At 29.6% G+C, this 20,267-nt stretch carries 17 protein-coding genes; 6 read left to right on the forward strand and 11 right to left on the reverse strand.

Going from position 1 to position 20,267, the window contains the following annotated elements; all coding sequences use genetic code 11:
• Positions 1–16 precede the first annotated feature (16 nt).
• From MED152_RS02330 to rpsF, 4 genes are all read right to left on the reverse strand, one after another.
• The gene (locus tag MED152_RS02330; protein WP_015480243.1) at positions 17–3,178 is read right to left on the reverse strand and encodes a TonB-dependent receptor; all 3,162 of its coding nucleotides are present in this window, start codon (positions 3,176–3,178) and stop codon (positions 17–19) included.
• Between the two features lie 115 nt (positions 3,179–3,293).
• Complete coding sequence (gene rplI / locus MED152_RS02335; protein ID WP_015480244.1) at positions 3,294–3,740, reverse strand: 50S ribosomal protein L9; 447 nt, start codon at positions 3,738–3,740, stop codon at positions 3,294–3,296.
• Between the two features lie 15 nt (positions 3,741–3,755).
• Entirely contained in the window at positions 3,756–4,052 is a 297-nt protein-coding gene (gene rpsR / locus MED152_RS02340) for a 30S ribosomal protein S18 (RefSeq protein WP_015480245.1), read from the reverse strand.
• 3 nt (positions 4,053–4,055) lie between these two features.
• A complete protein-coding gene (rpsF, locus tag MED152_RS02345) occupies positions 4,056–4,397 on the reverse strand; it encodes a 30S ribosomal protein S6 (protein ID WP_015480246.1) in 342 nt (113 codons plus the stop codon).
• 123 nt (positions 4,398–4,520) lie between these two features.
• Here rpsF and MED152_RS02350 point away from each other — a divergent pair, with 123 nt between their 5' ends.
• The gene (locus MED152_RS02350) at positions 4,521–5,411 is read left to right on the forward strand and encodes a sterol desaturase family protein (protein ID WP_015480247.1); all 891 of its coding nucleotides are present in this window, start codon (positions 4,521–4,523) and stop codon (positions 5,409–5,411) included.
• 38 nt (positions 5,412–5,449) lie between these two features.
• Here the strand turns inward: MED152_RS02350 and ald are convergent, their stop codons facing one another.
• From ald to MED152_RS02370, 4 genes are all read right to left on the reverse strand, one after another.
• A complete protein-coding gene (ald, locus tag MED152_RS02355; protein WP_015480248.1) occupies positions 5,450–6,532 on the reverse strand; it encodes an alanine dehydrogenase in 1,083 nt (360 codons plus the stop codon).
• Positions 6,533–6,721: 189 nt separating this feature from the next.
• Positions 6,722–7,828, reverse strand: coding sequence for a hypothetical protein (locus MED152_RS02360; RefSeq protein ID WP_015480249.1), 1,107 nt, complete (start codon positions 7,826–7,828; stop codon positions 6,722–6,724).
• A 47-nt stretch (positions 7,829–7,875) separates the two neighbouring features.
• Positions 7,876–8,685, reverse strand: a complete 810-nt coding sequence (locus tag MED152_RS02365; protein ID WP_015480250.1) for a hypothetical protein — start codon at positions 8,683–8,685, stop codon at positions 7,876–7,878.
• On the reverse strand, positions 8,672–9,232 hold the full coding sequence (locus tag MED152_RS02370) for an RNA polymerase sigma factor (RefSeq protein ID WP_041383318.1): 561 nt from the start codon (positions 9,230–9,232) through the stop codon (positions 8,672–8,674). Before MED152_RS02370 ends, MED152_RS02365 begins: the two co-directional genes overlap by 14 nt.
• A 149-nt stretch (positions 9,233–9,381) precedes the next feature.
• Between MED152_RS02370 and MED152_RS02375 the strand changes: the two genes are divergently transcribed.
• On the forward strand, positions 9,382–11,037 hold the full coding sequence (locus MED152_RS02375) for a carboxypeptidase-like regulatory domain-containing protein (protein WP_015480252.1): 1,656 nt from the start codon (positions 9,382–9,384) through the stop codon (positions 11,035–11,037).
• A 3-nt stretch (positions 11,038–11,040) separates the two neighbouring features.
• Here MED152_RS02375 and priA read toward each other — a convergent pair whose 3' ends face one another.
• Positions 11,041–13,464 (reverse strand): primosomal protein N', encoded by a 2,424-nt coding sequence (gene priA, locus MED152_RS02380; RefSeq protein WP_041383319.1) that lies wholly within the window; start codon positions 13,462–13,464, stop codon positions 11,041–11,043.
• Between the two features lie 110 nt (positions 13,465–13,574).
• On the opposite strand from priA, the gene MED152_RS13350 reads away from it, so the two are divergent.
• Positions 13,575–14,459: an alpha/beta hydrolase gene (locus MED152_RS13350; RefSeq protein ID WP_015480254.1), complete on the forward strand. Its 885-nt coding sequence runs from the start codon at positions 13,575–13,577 to the stop codon at positions 14,457–14,459.
• A gap of 12 nt (positions 14,460–14,471) precedes the next feature.
• Positions 14,472–15,329, forward strand: a complete 858-nt coding sequence (locus MED152_RS02390) for an alpha/beta fold hydrolase (protein WP_015480255.1) — start codon at positions 14,472–14,474, stop codon at positions 15,327–15,329.
• On the opposite strand, the gene MED152_RS02395 is transcribed toward MED152_RS02390, so the two are convergent.
• Positions 15,326–16,495, reverse strand: coding sequence for a class I SAM-dependent RNA methyltransferase (locus tag MED152_RS02395; RefSeq protein WP_015480256.1), 1,170 nt, complete (start codon positions 16,493–16,495; stop codon positions 15,326–15,328). The two genes, MED152_RS02390 and MED152_RS02395, sit on opposite strands and share 4 nt — an antisense overlap.
• Before the next feature lie 111 nt (positions 16,496–16,606).
• Here MED152_RS02395 and MED152_RS02400 point away from each other — a divergent pair, with 111 nt between their 5' ends.
• Both MED152_RS02400 and MED152_RS02405 read left to right on the forward strand, forming a co-directional pair.
• Positions 16,607–17,332 (forward strand): class I SAM-dependent methyltransferase, encoded by a 726-nt coding sequence (locus tag MED152_RS02400; protein ID WP_015480257.1) that lies wholly within the window; start codon positions 16,607–16,609, stop codon positions 17,330–17,332.
• Positions 17,329–18,006: a ZIP family metal transporter gene (locus MED152_RS02405; RefSeq protein ID WP_015480258.1), complete on the forward strand. Its 678-nt coding sequence runs from the start codon at positions 17,329–17,331 to the stop codon at positions 18,004–18,006. The genes MED152_RS02400 and MED152_RS02405 overlap by 4 nt, the downstream gene beginning before the upstream one ends.
• A gap of 29 nt (positions 18,007–18,035) precedes the next feature.
• On the opposite strand, the gene MED152_RS02410 is transcribed toward MED152_RS02405, so the two are convergent.
• Entirely contained in the window at positions 18,036–20,219 is a 2,184-nt protein-coding gene (locus tag MED152_RS02410; RefSeq protein ID WP_015480259.1) for an ATP-dependent DNA helicase RecQ, read from the reverse strand.
• Positions 20,220–20,267: the final 48 nt, after the last annotated feature.

Raw genomic sequence — 20,267 nt, forward strand, 5'->3', positions numbered from 1 at the left:
TATTTATTATTTTGGTTTAGAAAATATAACGTAAACCAATTTGTGCTTGCCATCTAGATTGTAAACTACTATCAAAAGCAAACGTGTCTGTTAACGTTTCATCAAAAGTATAAGTTGGTTGCAATGTATTAGCATCAACAGAAACTCCTAATGGTTGTACATTTCTTGGTTGTTGAACAACACCCCAATCTGAATTAATTAAGTTACCAAGGTTTAAAATATCTAAACTTATTTGAATAGTATTTTCTTTACCATCTGCAACATTAAAGTTAAAGTCTTGTAATACTTTTAAATCCCAACGACCTCTCCATGGAGCTAAAGCACCATATCTTTCTACATACTGCCCTCTTCTTTCACTTAAATAATCATCTTGCTGAATGTAAGATTCAAATGCAGCAGCTTGTCCTGCACCTGTAAACTGCATTGAATTTAATTCTGATGCTGTTGGTACATATAATAAATCATTTACAGAAGAACCATCGTTATTGATGTCTCCTCCATAAGTATAATTAAATCTACCTCCTTTAGCATATTCAAAGAATGTAGTAAAAGTTGTTGGAGCTTTTTCTCCAAAAAAGTTGAACTTCTTAGAAGCAACACCAATAATTCTATGTGTATCTCCATATTTAGAGTACGCTAAAACATCGTTGTTAGCATTTCCTACAACTGGATTAAATGCGAATGCATCTCCTGTAATTTCAGCTTCAATTGAGTTTACATCTTTTGAGTTTAAGTAACTATATGCAATGTTTGTATACAAACCGTTGTCAAACGTCTTTTCTACTTTAGTAGTAAAGTTGTAAGTTCTACCTTTATTTGAGTTTGTAAATACATAACCATTGTTACCTTTATCTGAGTCTAAATAATATGCTCTATTATCTGCACCAGATAAGTTTCCTGTAGGATTTCTTAATCCCCAGTTTTGTACATGTGCACCATTGATATCTTTACTGTAAGATAAATCTGTAGAGATTACATAGTTGCTTTCTAATTTATAATCTACACCAATGTTGGTTCTCCAAACTTGTGGAAATTGAAAATCTGGATCAACTGCTTGATAAAAGAAAGCCTCTGGATTTGCAATTTGGTTTCCAATCCAAACAAAAGGCAATCTACCTGTAAAGATACCTGTTCCTCCTCTTAATTGTAATTTTCCTTCTCCATTAGCATCCCAGTTAAACCCTAATCTTGGAGAAAATAACCACTTGTCTGTTGGCATTTTTCTGTTATCTAAAGTAACTTCTTGTTGTGTATTTGGATTGTAATAAGGAATATCAGGAGCAAAACAACATGCATTATCTATAACATCTTGCGCTTTCTGAGTTGTATCAAAGAATAAAGGTTTGTCAAAACGTACTCCGTAAGTAATTTTTAAATCATCACTTGCATTCCATTCGTCCTGCACATAAAAAGCCAATTGACCTACATTAGTTTCTGCTAATGCAAAACCACCAGGATTTCCTGTACCATTTGCTAATCTTGAATTGTTTGCAGCAATTGCAGCATCAAATTGTGCTTGATAGTTTGCTACTAAAGCAGCTTCTGCTGTTGGGTTACCCACTGTGTTTCTAAAGTCTGCAATATCTCCTGAAGGGAAAAATACACCTTGAGCACCAAAAGCACCTAAGTTAAAAGAGTTATCAAACATAAATTTCTCAAAAGAAAAACCAACTGTATAAGTATGATCTCCTTTAAAAAAGCTCATGTTATTTGTAATTTGTAATACTTTTTGATCTAACTTGTTATTAATAGAAAATGGTTCATGCCCAGCAATGATGTAATTAGAACCTCCATTTAATAAAGTAATTGATGGTGCTGGAGTAGATAATGGCGTTCTAAAATCATCAAAATGAGTATACCCAACTTGAAGTTTGTTAGAAGTTTCATCATTAAAAGTTGAATTTAATTCTACTAAGAATGAATTGATATTATTATTTATTTGATAACCTGCATTCTCAAATTGTAACGTAGTTGCATTTGGCCCTCTAAAACCTAATGCTGTTGGGTGTGCTGGTTTTTCTTTAGATGCTATTAAAAAATTGTATACAAAGGCTAATCTATGATTTTCATTAATATTCCAATCTAACTTAAATAAACCTTTCGTTGAATTTGCATCGTAAGTAAACCCTTCATAAGCCCCTGGGTTATATGTTTGGCCATTTCCAATATTAACCTGGCTTAAAATACTACTTACTAATTGTAAGTCAGATTCTAAAACTCTAGACTCGTTTAGTGCTCCAGAACCTGTATTTGGTACAAATGAAGAACCTAATTCAGTAACTTCATCTTTCTCAAAATTGGCAAAAAAGAATAATTTATTTTTAATAATTGGCCCTCCAATACTAACTCCATACTGATTTTGAGTTAAACTTGGTTTGAAAACATCTTGACCATTGATTTTACCTCCTGTTAAATCTTCGTTTCTGTAAAAACCATAAACAGTTCCACGAAACTCATTTGTACCACTTTTTGTAACTGCATCTACAGAAGCTCCTGTAAATCCTGATTGAGTAACATCATAAGGTGCTACAGAAACAGAAATTTGTTCAATTGCATCTAAAGAAATTGGCTGAGCGTTCGTTTGTCCTCCTGGTGTTGCAGCATCTAATCCAAAAGGATTATTAAAAATAGAACCGTCTAAAGAAAAGTTGTTAAACTGATCGTTTCTACCCCCAAAAGAACCATTACTTGCTGTAGGCTCTAACCTAGTAAAATCTGATGCTGATCTAGAAATTGTAGGCAAAACTTTTAATTGAGTAGCTGTTACACTTGTTTGTGCTCCAGTTCTATCATTATTAAAAATTTTATTTTTTGCAGAGGAAATAACAATCTCGTCTAAAGATTCTCCTTCTTCTACTAATTTTGCATCAATGTTTGTTGTTTTACCTAAGGTTAAATAAACATCATTAACTACTTGTTCTTTAAAACCTAAATAACTAAAAGTAATTTTATACGGTCCTCCAACTCTTAAGTTTAAAACGGTATACCTACCATTATCTTGAGCAGTTGTTCCTCTTAACGTACCTGTTGGAACATGTAAAACAGAAATTGTAGCCCCAAAAAGTGCTTCTCCTGTTTCGTCTGTAACAGTACCTTTAATTTTAGATGTTGTAACCTGTGCAAACAGAACAACATTTAACATTAAAAATAATGTTGTGAAAAATAATTTTTTGTTCATTTAATTTTGAATTTAAATTAGAATTTGAATTTAATTTCGGCAAAAGTAATAAAAACAAAAAACGCTTACTACAATAGTAAGCGTTTTTTTTAACGTTTAGTTAACAGTTTATTAACTATTCTGAAACTACTTCAAAATTAATATCTGCAACTACCTCTCTATGTAATCTAACAGATGCTTCATAAACTCCTAATCTTTTTACAGAACCACCAACAACTTTAATAAATTTCTTGTCGATTTCTGTTCCTTCTTTTGCTAAAGCTGCAGCTAAATCTATGTTGTTTACAGAACCAAATAATTTGTCTCCTGAACCAGTTTTAGATGCAATTTTAATATCATATCCTTTAATTGTTTCTGCAACTTTGTTTGCATCTTCAATTAATTTAGCTTCTTTATAAGCACGTTGTTTTAAATTCTCTGCTAAAACTTTCTTTGCAGATGTAGTAGCTAAAACTGCTTGTCCTGTAGGGATTAAAAAGTTTCTACCATAACCGTTTTTCACGTCTACGATGTCATCTTTAAATCCTAAATTTTCTACGTCTTGTCTTAAAATCAATTCCATGTCTCTACCTCTTTATTATTTTAACATATCTCCAACGTAAGGCATTAACGCTAAATGACGCGCTCTTTTAATTGCTTGCGCAACTTTACGTTGATACTTTAATGAAGTTCCTGTTAAACGTCTAGGTAAGATTTTACCTTGCTCGTTTACTAAATACATTAAGAAGTCTGCATCTTTATAATCGATATACTTAATACCTTTTTTCTTAAATCTACAGTATTTAGCTTCTTTTTTAGTTTCAATGTCTAATGGTGTTAAATATCTTACATCTGCAGATTTACCACCTTTTGCTTGTTGTTCTATTGATGCCATACCTTATTTTTTAGTAGATTTAACACGTTCTCTTCTTTTCTCTGCCCATGCAGCTGCATGTTTGTCTAGTCTTACAGTTAAATAACGCATAACGCTATCGTCTCTTCTAAACTCTAATTCAAAAGCAGTAATTTCTTCTCCTGCAATTTTAAATTCAAATAAGTGATAAAAACCACTTTTCTTTTTTTGAATTGGGTAAGCTAATTTTTTTAAGCCCCAATCTTCTTTAGAAATCATTTCGGCACCTTTAGAAACCAAATAGTCATTAAACTTTTGTACTGTTTCCTTTATCTGAGTATCAGATAAAACGGGATTCAAAATGAAAACAGTTTCGTAATGATTCATAATTAAAAATTTATTGTTTATTTTTAAGGGTGCAAATATAATAACTTTTTTCTATTTAACACATAAATAAGCCATTTATAATTAAGTAATTTATTGACTGCTAATTAAACCTAAAACACTGAAATGCAAATACCTGAAATACCAGATTTAATTCATTATGCGATTCCTTTTTTTGTAGCTACTGTAATCTTAGAAATAGTACTTACTATTAAAGTTAAAATGCAGGAATACGAATATAAAGATGCAGGAACCTCAATTATTATGGGTTTAGGGAACGTATTTATAGGTTTATTTACAAAAGCACTTGTATTAAGTTTGTTTTATTTCTTTTATCAATTCAGAGTTTTTACCATTCCTTTTGCACTTTGGTCTTGGGTTGTTTTATTATTTGCTGAAGACTTCTGTTATTATTGGTTTCACAGAATTAGTCATGAAAGTAGGTTTTTTTGGGCTAGCCATGTTGTCCATCACTCTTCTAAAGAATATAATCTTAGCACAGCTTTAAGGCAAACTTGGTCTGGTAGTTTTTTTAGCTTTATTTTCTGGATTCCATTAGTTGTCATTGGTTTTCATCCAATTATGGTTTTGGTTCAGATGTCTGTAAGTTTAATCTACCAATACTGGATTCATACCAAATTAATTGATAAAATGCCAAGATGGTTTGAAGCCATTTTTAATACTCCCAGTCATCATAGAGTGCATCATGCAACAAATGCTCAGTATTTAGATAGAAATCATGCTGGAATATTTATTATCTGGGATAAATTATTCAACACTTACGAACCTGAGGTTGAAGAACCTGTCTATGGTTTGGTAGCCAATATAGATACATATAATCCTATTAAAGTAGCTTTTTTAGAGTGGTATCAAATGTTTAAAGATGCTTTTACAACTAAAACTTCTTTAAGGAATAGGCTTAATTACTTTATAAAACCTCCTGGATGGAAACATGATGGTTCTAGCATTTTATCATCTGACTTAAGAAAATCTTGGGAAGAAAAAAGAGATAAGTAAAACTACTTATCTCTTTTTTAAAATAAACAATTCTTGAATTATTCAAAAATACCTTCTAGTTCTTTATAAGTAATTTCACCTTTTACAATATTTAATCCTTTTGCTAAACTTTCATCGGTTTCACAGGCCTTTTCCCAACCTAAATTAGCCAATTTTAATATATAAGATAAAGTTACATTGGTTAATGCCATAGTTGATGTGTAAGGCACAGCACCTGGCATATTTGCGACACAATAGTGTACTACATCATCTATAATATAGGTAGGCTCTTCATGTGTGGTTGCTTTTGTTGTTTCAAAACATCCACCTTGATCTACTGCTACATCTACAACAACAGTACCTGGCCTCATTTCTTTAAGCATATCTTTAGTAATTAATTTTGGAGCTTTACCTCCTTTAACTAAAACACCACCCACTATTAAATCGTGAGTTTTGATATGTTGACGAATACTATACTCACTAGAAAAACCAGTAATTACATGATTTGGTAATACATCATTCACATAACGCAAACGTTTCATATTAATATCTAAAATGGTAACATGAGCACCTAAACCTGCTGCCATTTTTGCTGCTTGCACTCCAACAACACCTGCGCCTAAAATTAACACTTTACCTGGTGTAACACCTGGAACACCACCCAATAAAATCCCTCTACCCTTCACAGGTTTTTCTAAATATTTTGCTCCTTGCTGTATAGACATTCTTCCTGCAACTTCAGACATTGGTGTTAATAATGGTAAGGTACCCTCTGAATCTTCTACAGTTTCATAGGCAATACAAATAGACTTACTTTCTATCATTGCCTTTGTTAAAGGCTCACTAGATGCAAAATGGAAATAAGTAAAAACAATTTGATTTTCTTTAATTAAAGGATATTCTGAAGCTATTGGCTCTTTTACCTTTACAATCATTTCGCTTTTAGCGTAAACATCTTCTATAGTAGGTAAAATTTCTGCTCCAACTTCTAGGTAATCTTCATCAAAAAAACCACTTCCTTCACCAGCTGTAGATTGTACATAGACTGTATGATTATTTTTTACTAAGGCAAAAACACCTGCTGGTGTCATACCTACTCTACTTTCGTTATTTTTAATTTCTTTTGGAATACCAACTATCATCTTTAAGGTTTAAAAAATATAGACTAAAAGTAATAGGATTATTTAATATAATCTAAAATAGAATTCTGATTTTAAAAACTTTTATCATATCAACAAAAAAGCTTTTAGAAAATCATAAATCAATAATTATTTAGCACAAAAAAAGTCAATGTAATTACATTGACTTTTTGATAATATTGTTTTTAAAGATTAGTTTAAATCTAAACGAATTCCCATTGAAATATTTCTAGTTTCAGAGTTCTTAAATAATGGATTTAAATCATATTTTACATAAAAACTAGTTGATTTGTAACCAATATAACTGCTAATACCATAGTTAAATGTATTCATATTAAAGTTATCATATTGCACTTGTTTTGTTTCTACACCTGCAGCATCTGCAAACTCTAAATATTGTCGTGTACCCAATTTAAAACCAAAGAATCCACCAACTCCCAAACGTACAGATTCGTTTGTTCTATCTCTAACTCTACCATCTTTGTACACCTTGTTTCTAGATAAATCCCATTCTAAATGTAAAGGGAAAATCATTTGTACATGACGTAATCTACTTTCTGAAAGTGGATCTCCAAAGTCTTGAATTTCAGTCATATCTCCATTTTTAACGTGAATTCTATTGTCTTCTAATCTTAAGTTATTCCAAAGAAAAGAGAAACCATACTTTACATATAACTGAGATGGTTTTCTAGAAAAACGTGTTTTCCAAGTAAAGCCAAGTTCATAAAAACGAGATCTCCAAAATTGATATTCAGAATCATTTAAAGAAGATAATTCATTATCATTCAAAACATTATTAACACCCATTGCAAAAACGAATTGAGTTGTAGTTGTTCTTTGATGTTTATTTTTGTAGCTCCATCTTTCTTCTCTTTTTTTATTGCGCTCTTCAATGTCTCCTTCAGAAATATTTAGTTTAAAAACCTTATTACCTATTGTAAAGGTATTATCTTCATCTTCATTAGTAATTGAGTCTTCTGAACTTGCAATTTTACCATTAGTCTTTGCTTGTACTAAAATTTGCAACAACGCTTCTTGCTCTCCTACTAATTTTTCTATTCTCTCTGCATGATATTCTGCAGCCTCCTTCTTTAAATCATCAGCAGTATCTTTTGTTATTTTGCCTCCAGCCAAACGTTTATCGATGTTTAATACCTTAGCCTTTAATGAGTCTTTTTGCTGTTTTGTTATTAACTCTATTCTTTTAGAAATTTTGGCAACTTCTTTCTCAAATGTTTTTTCTTGAGATTGCATCATAGTTGTACATAACACAACTAATATTAGTAGTATTCCTTTCATTTTTATTGATTTTAAGATTGTTAGATTATTTTATTTTGTAGAATTAATTAATCGTTTCTACTGGCAATTGCAGAGGCAATATCTGATACTTTGCTTTTTAATGATTTTAAGAAATTATTCTGAAAATCGTCATCATCTATTGTTCTTTCTACTTCTGCTAAAATGGTATTAGGATTAACTTTTAAATTCGACTTTTTGAGCTCAATTTTTATCGTATTCAAAATAGCATCTCTATCCATATTATATTTAGCATAATACTGTTTTACTTCTTGAGAAGTATGCGTAACTGCAAAAAGTAAGTCTTCTGCATTTACTTTAATTTTACTATTCTTATAGCCTTTTTTTATTGTTGATGCCTTTTTGATATCATCTATTTGTTGTTTCTTTTTATCTACCTCAGGCTCAACATCAACAATAGCTAAGCCTTTATTTTGTCTTTTATCAGTTGCTATTTTCTTCGTTTTTTTCTTGTAAACACTATTCTTTACAACTATTTTATCTTCGGATTTCGAGAATTTATCAGCATCAATTTCTTCTTTTACTAAAGCTTCTTCTACAGGAATTTCATTTATGAATTCTTCTATTTTAGAATCGATGCTATTTTTATCTACTGGTTTTACAACCACCTCTTTTACAGGTTTAAAATCACTAGAATCTTTAGAGAATAATTGAACTCCTATAGTAACCAATAACAAAATACTTGCTGCTACACCTATATAAAAAAACCAACCAATTTTCTTTTGTTTCGGTTGCTCATCTAATTGTACAGACAAGCGTTCCCAAGCAGAAGCTGATGGCTCAAAAGTTCTGTTTTCGAACTTCTTTTTTATTTGTTGATCTAATTTATTTGTCTTCATGAACTACCTTATTCATTTTTATATAATTTTTCTGCAAAAGTTTACGCGCTTTAAACAATTGAGATTTTGATGTACTTTCAGAAATTTCTAGTTTTTCAGCAATTTCTGAGTGCTTATAACCTTCTATGGCATACAAATTAAATACCATTTTGTAACCTTCAGGCAATTGGTCTATCAACTTTTGAATATCTTCAACAGATGTGTTTTCTAAACTTTCTGTTGCAGAATCATTAAAAACATAATCTTCATCAGATAAATCAATAACATTTTTTTTACGCAAATAAGAAATACAGGTATTCACCATTATTCTTCTTATCCAACCTTCAAAACTACCTTCGTGTTTGAACCTATGTAAATTGTTAAAAACCTTTAAAAAACCTTGTAGTAATAAATCTTCTGCATGATGCAAATCTTTTACATATTGCCTGCAAACGCCTAACATTTTAGGAGAATATTGCTCAAACAACATTTGCTGCGCTTCTCTATTGTTGGCAATCGCTTTTTTAATTAGCGATTTTTCTTTGTTATGCAATTTTATAATTTTCAAGTCTCTTTAGTTGGTTTTAACTGCCTTACAAATATATAGACTACAAGGTTTTAAAAAAGGTTGCCTCATTCTATTTTTTATTTATAAATTTTTAAAGAATAGTTATTAAGGCATGAAATTTGATAAATTTATAGCGTTAAATAAAATCTATGAAAGCAAAGCTAACTATCCTATTATTTGTATGTTCTCTTTTATCTTTAGCTCAAACAACTAAAGATGCTGAACTAAAAACCATATCTGGTTTTATCTATCATAAAAACAAACCACTAAAGAATGTAACTATTTTAGTCGATAAAACAATTAGATATACTGTTTCCGATGAAAATGGTTTTTATTCAATAGAAGTAAAACCAAATGAGTATTTAACTTATAATTATGTAGGTCTAAATGAAGTAAAAGTTTTAATTGAAGATATTACAAAAACGTTAAATATAGATTTAAAACTAAAATCTAGTATTACTAGTATTGAACATGAAAAGGTTGTTAATTTAGGTGAAAGTACTTTTGGTGAAAACTTATCTAATTTTAAAGCTATAAAAATAGATCCTAAAAAGCTAAACCCCAATGCTACCACAATTACACAAGCTCTAGCAGAGAAAATTCCAGATATTCTAGTTCGTTATAATGATTATGGGCAAGAGATTATTTATTTAAGGGGTAAAGAATTAGATGGCCCAACAATTTGGGAAATAGATGAAGTAATTTTTGATTTTCCATATCCTATTTATATTTCTGAAGTAAAAGATCTTTTAATAGTTACTAGTTCAGAATTTTATCCTCAGTTAGAAATTACCAATCCACTTATAAAAGTTTCAACATCAATAGATTATAAAAAAATCAAGAATTTAAATTATAATAATTATTACTTCACAAAAGATCATTACTATTCAGGTGATGCTAAAAAAAATAAGTTTATAGAAAGTAAATATCCTTTCTTAGATAAGTTTAATAAAGTATCTAAAGATGATGAACTACTTAGTATTTATAAAAATAGTTACAATACAGATAAAAACCTTACTAATTATCATTTTGCTGTTTTTAACTATTTCAAAGAAGAAAAAGTCGATAAATCTTTACTATTGAATGTATTGTCAGACTTTGAAAAATTCACAGATAATCCAGAAGATTTAAAGGCAATTGCGTACAATTATCAGGAGATAAATGAAGGTTTAAAGGCAATAGAAGTTTATAAAAGAATTTTAAAAATTAGACCTAAGAAAAGGCAATCGTTTAGAGATTTAGCTAATGCATTTTATGAACAAAAACAATACAAGAATTTTCTTAAAACTTATGCTTATTATTTACAAAAAGGTTTAAAAATAGATGCAACTGATGTTGGTGCTATAATGTCATCAGAAATTATGTCTGTTTATAATATGGATTTGGAAACTATAAATTCTACACAAAAAATTAAAATTAGTAATCCTTTAAAAAATGAGGAAAGTGATGTAAGAGTTGTAATTGAATGGAATGTTTCTGAAGCTGAATTTGTTTTGGAATTGGTAAATCCTGAATTAGAACGATACACGTTAAAAAATACATCTTCTCATAACCCTGCTTTAATTGTAGATCAAAAAGAAAAAGGGTATCAATCTAAAGAATTAATTATAAGAGAATTAAATCCTAGAAATTACCTTTTAAATTTAACCTATTTAGGTAATAAACAATACAAACCTACCTATTTTAAAATTACAACTTATTATAATTGGGGTAGAAAAAACCAATCAAAAAAAATAGAAGTTTTTGAATTGTCTGAAAAAAATAAAAAAGTAAGATTGGGTAAAATAAATCGTAGAAATTTATAATTTTTAGTAAGCATCTACGTCTGCAATAAATCGAATTGGTCTAAATTCTTTTACAGCTTCAAAAGTATTTTTGATTTTAGCCACTTGCTGTTTAGTGTTCGCTAAACTTTGTTTTGGCGGAATTTTTATAACAATGTTTTTAATATATTGATTTCGTATTCTAGATACTGCTGGTGCTGTTGGGCCTAATACATGTTCACCAAATGAAGAATACAAAGCTTTAAATAACCAATTTACTCCAGTATCTACTTTATTATAATCTCTATGTTTTAGAGTTATTTTTATAAGTCTATAATAAGGTGGATATTTATACTGCCAACGTTCTTGCAATTGTTCCTTATACATTTCTGTATAATTTGTTGTAGATACCTGTTGCAGTATTTGATGGTATGGATTATAGGTTTGAATGGCAACATTACCTTGTTTTTTACTTCTACCTGCTCTACCAGAAACTTGTACCATCATTTGGTAAGCTCTTTCATGAGCTCTAAAATCTGGGAAATTAAGCATGGTATCAGCATTTAAAATACCAACAAGAGAAACATTATCAAAATCTAAACCTTTAGATAGCATTTGTGTACCCACCAAAATATCTATTTCTCGAGCTTCAAAAGCTCCTATAATTTTTTGATAACCAAATTTACCACGAGTGGTATCTAAATCCATTCTACCAACTTTAAAGTCTGGAAACAATTCTTTAAGTTCTAGTTCTATTTGTTCTGTTCCAAACCCTTTTGTATCTAATGTATTACTACCACAAGCCGAACATGAATTTGGCATTGATCTTTGATAACTGCAATAGTGACAACGCAACTCATTTCTATATTTATGAAAAGTTAAACTTACATCACAATTAGGGCACTGAGGAGCAACCCCACAAGTTTTACATTCTACTATAGGTGAGTAACCTCGCCTATTTTGAAATAAAATGACCTGCTCTTTTTCATCTAAAGCTTCTTGAATTAATTTTAACAATCGATCTGAGAAATGACCTTTCATTTCTTTTTTCTTATGCTTGTCTTTTACATCGATCAATTCAATTTTTGGCAACTGTAAATTTCCAAAACGCCTATTTAATTCAACAAAACCATATTTATTTTGTTTGGCATTAAAATAACTTTCTAAAGACGGAGTTGCAGAACCTAATAAAATTTTAGCATTGTGCATCTTTGCCAAAACAATGGCAGAATCTCTAGCATTATATCTTGGTGAAGGTTCAAATTGCTTATAAGAGGTTTCATGTTCTTCATCTACCACAATCAAACCCAAATTAGAAAAGGGTAAAAAAACGGATGATCTTGCACCTAAAATAATCTGTGCTTTTGATTTTTTGTTAAGCAAGTTATTCCATACTTCTACTCTTTCATTAACAGTATATTTAGAGTGAAAAACAGAAATTTGTTCTCCGAAATAAATTTGTAACCTTTTAATAATTTGAGTGGTTAAGGCTATTTCTGGTAACAAAAACAATACTTGTTTACCTTCATCTAAAACATTCTGAATTAATTTGGTATATATTTCTGTTTTACCCGAACTTGTTATTCCATGCAAAAGCGTTACATCCTTATTTTTAAAACTCTCATTAATTTCGGAGTATGCTTTTTCTTGAAATTCATTCAAACTTTTTAAAGCATTAGATTCACCTTTAAAACTTATTCTATCTGTTTGTATTTCGTAGAACTCAAGGATGTTTTTTTCTACTAGAGATTTTAAAACTGCAGCAGAAACACTTGCTTTTACTTCTAGATCTTTAGCTTTAATGGGTTTTTTAGAAGTGGTTAATTGGAAAAATGTTAATACAGCTTCTCTTTGTTTTTTAGCTCTAGATAATTCTTCTAATAATGAGTTCAATGAATCATCAGAAGTATAATCTGAATGCAAGCGAACATATTTTACCAATTTTGGTTTGTATTGTTCGTAGATTTTTTCTTGAATGAATATTGCTGATTTTTTAATAAGTTCATTAACAATAGGCATCACCTTTTTCTTACCTAAAATATCTGCTACTTGATGAATTGTGAGTTGAGATTGATGTTGTAAAGCCTCATAAATTAAAAATTCTTCGTCCTCTAAAATATCTTCGTTTATAAAACCTTCATTTTTAGAAATACTAGTTTCACTTTCTAATAAAAAAGCAGATGGTAATGCAGCTCTATAAACATCTCCCAAAGAACACATATAGTAATTGGCAATCCATTGCCAATGTTTAAGTTGTAATTCATTAACTATAGGTTTCTCATCTAATATTTGAATAATATCTGTAGTATCATATAAAGTAGGCTTTTTAGTATGTATGCTAAACACTAAACCTGTATACATATTTTTATTACCAAAAGATACTGCTACTCTCATTCCCTTTTTTAGAAAACTAGCTTCCTCATCTGTAATAGAATAGGTAAAAGTTTTAGGAATTGGTATTGGTAATATTACGTCTATGAAGTTGATGTTTTCTAAAATTTAAAGCTTTGAAAAATCAAAATTAAAGAAAAAATAGTATCTTTAGGTTTATTAACTAATATTTAATCCCCCCACATATAATGACTGCCGAGAATTGGAAAAAACTAGGTAAATATGTAACTATTGATGACAAACGTATTTTTGTTATTGATACTGGAGACCATCCTGATACTTTGGTAATCTTACATGGTTACCCAACTTCATCATACGATTATTTTAGAGTTATACCAGAACTATCTCATTACTACAGAATTGTAGTTCATGATCATTTAGGTTTTGGATTTTCAGATAAACCAGATTCATTAACTTATTCTCTAATTGATCAAGCTGATGTTGCTTTAGAATTATGGAGAAAATTGGGTTTAAAAAAAGTGTCTATACTAGCACATGATTATGGTACATCTATAGCCAAAGAAATTTTAGCTAGAAGAAATCATAATTTAATTCCGCTTAAAATTGATAAAATGTATTTGTGTAGCAGTAGTATGCGATTAGAGCACTTGCATTTAAAAAATATTGGTGTTTTACTAAGAGACAGAAAAATAGGAAAATACATTTCTAGACTTACCAACTTTGGATATCGAAAAATAAGACGTCGTTTTAAGAAAGATAATATCAATTATCAAATAAGTAAAAACTACGATATTAAAGATATGTGGAATCAAATGGATTCTTCTGAAGGTCAAAAAGAAATACATTTTGTTAGTAATTTTATTAATGAACGTTATACTTTTTTTCATAGATGGACGAATGCTTTAAGAGAAACCACAGTACCTGTTAAAATATTTTGGTCTAAAACAGATTCTTTAGCCATTAAAGAAATTGCAATTGTTTTAGCAACAGAAGAAGAAAACGAAAAACTTACTTGGGTAGAAAATGTTAAACATTATTCAATTTTAGAAACACCTAATAGTTGGATAAAGTTAGTTTTTGAATATCAAAACAGAACTAAACCTGTATTTTAAATCTAAATTTTTATGGACGTAAAAGCATGGTCAGAAAAAGGTAAAATGTTTTCTGTTTTGGGTAAAGAAGTTTTTGTTATTGATGAAGGTAGAAGTGAAAATACACTTGTTATCTTGCATGGTTATGGAACATCGACCATAGATTATCATAAAATTTTACCAGAATTAACAAAGCACTATAGAGTAGTTTTACAAGATTTAGTTGGTTTCGGCTTTTCTGATAAACCTAACAAACAATATTTTAGCATTCTAGATCAAACTGACGTAATTTTAGAATTATGGAAAATACTAGAGCTTGAAAATATAACACTGGTAAGCCATAATTTAGGTGCAGCTATTGCTTTAGAATTAATGGCTAGAAATAAAACACAGCTTTTAGATATCAAATTTAAAGAATTCGTTTTCTTAAATAGTACAGTATCTTTTAATCATGAAATAGAAGATGAAGAACATGATAACATTAGTCCTTTACAAGATTTTTCTCGTAAAATGCAATTGATGTTTTCTTCTTTTGCCTTTTATAAAATTAAAGTAAAGGACTTCTTTTTTGATGCCAATCATTTTAGTGAGGAAGACATGAAAGCAAGATGGATTTTAATGGATCATAAAGATGGAAGAGAAATTATAGATTTCCTTGCCAACTATGGTACAGAATGCAGATTGTTATGGAACAGATGGTTTACTGCTTTAGATAAAAATATATTGCCTTGTAAAATTATTATTGGTAAAAATGATATTATCTATAGCGAAATTGAAGCAGGACATTTTGCAAATCATATTAGAGATTGCAAACTACACAATATCGAAAATTGTGGGCACTACCCTATGTTAGAAAAACCAAATGAATTGATTAACTTAATCCTAAATTAAATATCAACTGCATTTTTTTTTAGTTTTCTAGAACCTTCATACAATTCATATTTTACAAACTTACAATCCAAATCTCCGTTTTTAAGAGCAATTCGTTTAGAAGTACGTAAACCAACAGATTTTAAAGCATCTGTATCTGAGGTAATTAGCCAAGCTGTAGAACCAGGATAATTGTGCTTTAAAGTATCTCCTATTTTTTTATAGAACTCATTGGTATCTATATTCAAACGTTCTCCATAAGGAGGATTAAATAATATAGTAGTATTACCAAAAACTTCTTTTGTAGAGTTGAAGAAGTTTACATGATGCACACCAATAAACTCTTCTAAATTTGCAGATATTACATTGGCTTTTGCCTTTTGAATAGCAGAAGGTGCTTTATCAAAGCCCATAATCTTAAAATGCGATGATCTTATTTTTTTAAGTAAAGCATCTTGAATGGTAAAATATAGGTCCTCATCATAATCTTTCCAATTTTCGAATGCAAAAAGCTTTCTATTAATATTTGCAGGAATATTATTGGCAATCATTGCTGCCTCAATTAAAATAGTTCCTGAACCACACATTGGGTCTATAAAGTTTTCATCTCCTGTATAACCTGAAAGTAAAACCATACCTGCAGCCAAAACCTCGTTAATTGGTGCAATATTGGTTGCTGTTCTGTAGCCCCTTTTATGTAGAGAATCTCCAGAAGAATCTAAAGAAACTGTTAACCAATCTTTCTGAATATGAATATGGATTTTTACATCTGGATATTTTAAATCTACATTTGGTCTTTTATGATATTTGTGTCTAAAATAATCTGCAATTGCATCTTTAGACTTTAATGATATATAATGTGAGTTAGAGGTAAAGTTTTTTGAGTTTACTACTGCTCCAATTGCAAAAGTACCTTCTGCATCTAAATAGTTTTCCCATTTAATTTTTTGAATAGACTCATACAAATCTTCTTCATCATAGATTTTACAGGTTTTAATTGGTTTTAAAATTCGAACAGCAGTTCTTAATGCAATATTAGCCTTATACATAAAACCTTTATCACCTCTAAAAGAAACACTTCTTACAGCCTCTTTTATATCTTGTGCACCTAACTTTTTAAGCTCTTCTGCCAAAACACTTTCTAAACCAAAAAGTGTTGTTGCTGTCATTTTAAAATCTCTATTCATACTCATTATTATAGACTGCAAAAATACATTTTCTTAAAGTATATATCAGATTTTCTTAATTTCATTTTTAGAAACGTAAGATTTAACTACTTTTGTTGACTTAGTTTATTTATGAAAACAAAAGAGTGGTTTACAGATTGGTTTAATACACCTTACTATCATATACTTTATAAGGATAGAAATGATGCTGATGCACAGTTATTTATGACAAACATAACTGAGTTTTTAGCATTACCAAGAACTACTCATATTCTAGATTTACCTTGTGGTAAAGGTCGTCATTCAGTTTATTTAAATTCTTTAGGATATAAAGTTACAGGTGGTGATTTAGCTGAAAATAGCATTACTAAAGCCAAAGTCTTTGAAAATGATACTTTAAAATTTAAAGTTCATGACATGAGAGAACCTTTCAACAATTCTTATGATGCCATTTTTAATTTGTTTACTAGTTTTGGGTATTTTGAAGACGATAAAGAAGATTTATTAATTTTAGAAAACATTAAAAACGGTTTAAAGAATAAGGGCTATTTTGTTTTTGATTTTTTAAATGTAGAGTTGGTTAAACGCAATTTAGTGGCTTCTGAAACAAAAATTGTAGAAGACATTACTTTTAATATAACAAGAGAAATTAAAGATGGTTTTATTATTAAAACCATTAATTTCTTTGCTGATGATGAACATAGAAGCTACACAGAAAGGGTAAAGTATTTAGATGAAGCCAAAATAAGAGCGTACTTTCATAAAGTTGGTTTTACCATTGAAAACACATTTGGAAATTATCATTTAAATACATTTGATGTAAATAATTCTAATCGATTAATTTTTGTAGCAAGGTGAATTACATTCTATTAATTATATCTGTTTTATTTGGTGCGCTGCTGGTTTTGTATAAAAAACCGAATAAAAATATTGTTCGATTATTATTGGCTTTTAGTGGTTCATACCTTCTATCAGTAACCATTTTACATTTATTACCAGATGTCTACACCATTACTTCAAGCGATAATTTAATAGGTATATTAATCTTAATAGGTATCATTTTACAGTCGGTTTTAGAATCATTTTCTAAAGGTGCAGAACATGGGCATATTCATATTCATTCAGATAATAAAAAATTTCCTACACTATTATTTGTGAGTTTGTGTATACACGCATTTTCTGAAGGATTACCCATTCATAATGCAGATGAAAATTTACTTTGGGCTATAATTGTTCATAAAATCCCGATTGCAATTGTACTAACTACCTTTTTACTCCATGCTAAATACAGCAAAAAAATAGTATTTACTTTCTTAACATTATTCGCTTTAATGAGTCCTTTAGGCTTGTTATTGGGAGATAAGATTAATTTCTTTCAAGCATATAATACAGAAATTACTGCGCTAATTATTGGAGTATTTTTACATATTTCAACAATAATTTTATTTGAAAGTACAGAAAATCATAAGTTTAATTTTCAGAAATTTTTGGCAATAATTTTAGGAATTGTCCTTACGCTAATAACTTTGTAGAACGATCTTCACCCTGAACGGGTTGAACTTTAATTGGCAACCTCATTTATGAATTTAATTCGCATTAAACGTAATTCATCCTCATCATAATCACCATCAAATTCATCTAAAGCTTCTTGTATTTTATCGGTTTCAGCTTCCATAAAATATTCATGAATTTCTTCTTGCTGATCTTCATCTAACAAATCATCTAAGGCATAATTAATGTCTAATTTAGTTCCAGAAAAAATAATTCTTTCCATCTCTTTAATTAGTTCATTAATTTCTAATCCTTTCGACTTTGCAATATCTTCTAAAGGTAATTTTCTGTCTGTATTCTGAATGATGTAAAGCTTTAATCCAGAATTTACACCAGTACTTTTTACGATTAAATCATCTGGTCTTAAAACATCGTTTTCTTTTACGTAAGTTTCAATAAGTTTTACAAAATCTTTACCAAATTTTCTAGCCTTACCTTCACCTACTCCATGAACTTTGGAAAGTTCTTCTAAATTTACAGGATACTTTAAAGCCATATCATCTAAAGATGGGTCTTGAAATACTGCAAATGGTGGTACTCCTTGTTTGGTAGCTACTTTTTTACGTAGATCCTTTAGTAACTTCACTAATTTTTCGTCAGTAACTCCACCTAATGATTTTGCATTGGTAATGATTGCATTATCATTGTCTTCATTATATTCATGATCTTCTGTCATCATAAATGAAGTTGGGTTTTCTAAATATGCTTCACCTTCTTTGGTAATTTTAATAACACCATATTGCTCAATCTCTTTTTTGATATAATTCACCACCAAAATTTGACGAATTAAAGCCATCCAATAAGCAGCAGATTTACTTTTACCAATTCCAAAAAATGGTTGTAAATGTGTTTTGTGTGAAGTTAGTAATGCATTTTCTTTACCAACTATGGTATTTACAACTTCTTTAGGTTTGTATTTTTGTAAAGTATCTTTAATTACATTAAGTAAAAGCACAACATCATCTTTTGCTTCGTGCTTTTTCTTAGGATTTCTAGAATTATCATCCATATCTGCACCTTCACCATTTACTTCATCAAAATCCTCACCAAAATAATGCAATAGATATTTACGTCTGTTCATAGAAGTTTCTGCATAACCCACAACTTCTTGCAATAGAGCATGCCCAATTTCTTGCTCAGCAACTGGTTTGCTTGCCATAAATTTTTCTAACTTCTCAATATCTTTATACGCATAAAAAGCCAAACAATATCCTTCTCCATCATCTCTACCTGCTCTACCAGTTTCTTGATAATAACTTTCTAAGCTTTTAGGAATATCATGATGAATTACATAACGAACATCAGGTTTATCTATACCCATTCCGAATGCAATAGTGGCAACAACCACATCACAATCTTCCATTAAAAACATATCTTGATGCTTAACTCTAGTTTTGGCATCTAAACCTGCATGATAAGGAACAGCTTTAATTCCATTTACTTGTAAAATTTGAGCAATCTCCTCAACTTTTTTTCTACTTAAGCAATAAATAATTCCAGATTTACCTTCTCTTTGTTTTACAAATCGAATAATATCTTTTTCAACCTCTTTTGTTTTAGGCCTTACTTCATAAAACAAATTAGGCCTATTAAATGATGCTTTAAATCTATTTGCATCAGTAATACCAAGTGTTTTTAAAATATCTTCTTGTACTTTTTCTGTTGCAGTTGCAGTTAAGCAAATTACAGGCACATTATCAATTGCCTTAATAATGTGTTTTAAATTTCTATACTCAGGTCTAAAATCATGTCCCCATTCAGAAATACAATGTGCCTCATCAATAGCTACAAATGAAATGGTTTGCGTTCTTAAAAAAGTAACATATTCTTCTTTTATTAAAGATTCAGGAGCAACATATAAAAGTTTGGTAATTCCGTTAGAAATATCAGCTTTAACTTGTGCTACCTCTGTTTTATTTAAAGATGAGTTTAATACATGAGCAACTCCATGTTGTTCAGAAATACCTCTAATAGCATCTACTTGATTTTTCATTAGTGCTATCAATGGAGATACAACAATGGCAGTTCCTTCTTTCATCAAAGCTGGTAGTTGGTAACATAAAGATTTACCACCACCTGTTGGCATAATTACAAAGGTATTATTGCTCTCTACAATACTTTTTATAACCTGTTCTTGTAACCCTTTAAATTTATTAAATCCAAAAAACTTTTTCAGAGGACCATGTAAATCCATATAAATATTTATTTGATTGAATAGAAAAAAGAAACCACAAACTATATA

The sequence above is a fragment of the Polaribacter sp. MED152 genome (genome assembly GCF_000152945.2).
In the GTDB taxonomy this organism is placed as follows: Bacteria; Bacteroidota; Bacteroidia; order Flavobacteriales; family Flavobacteriaceae; genus Polaribacter.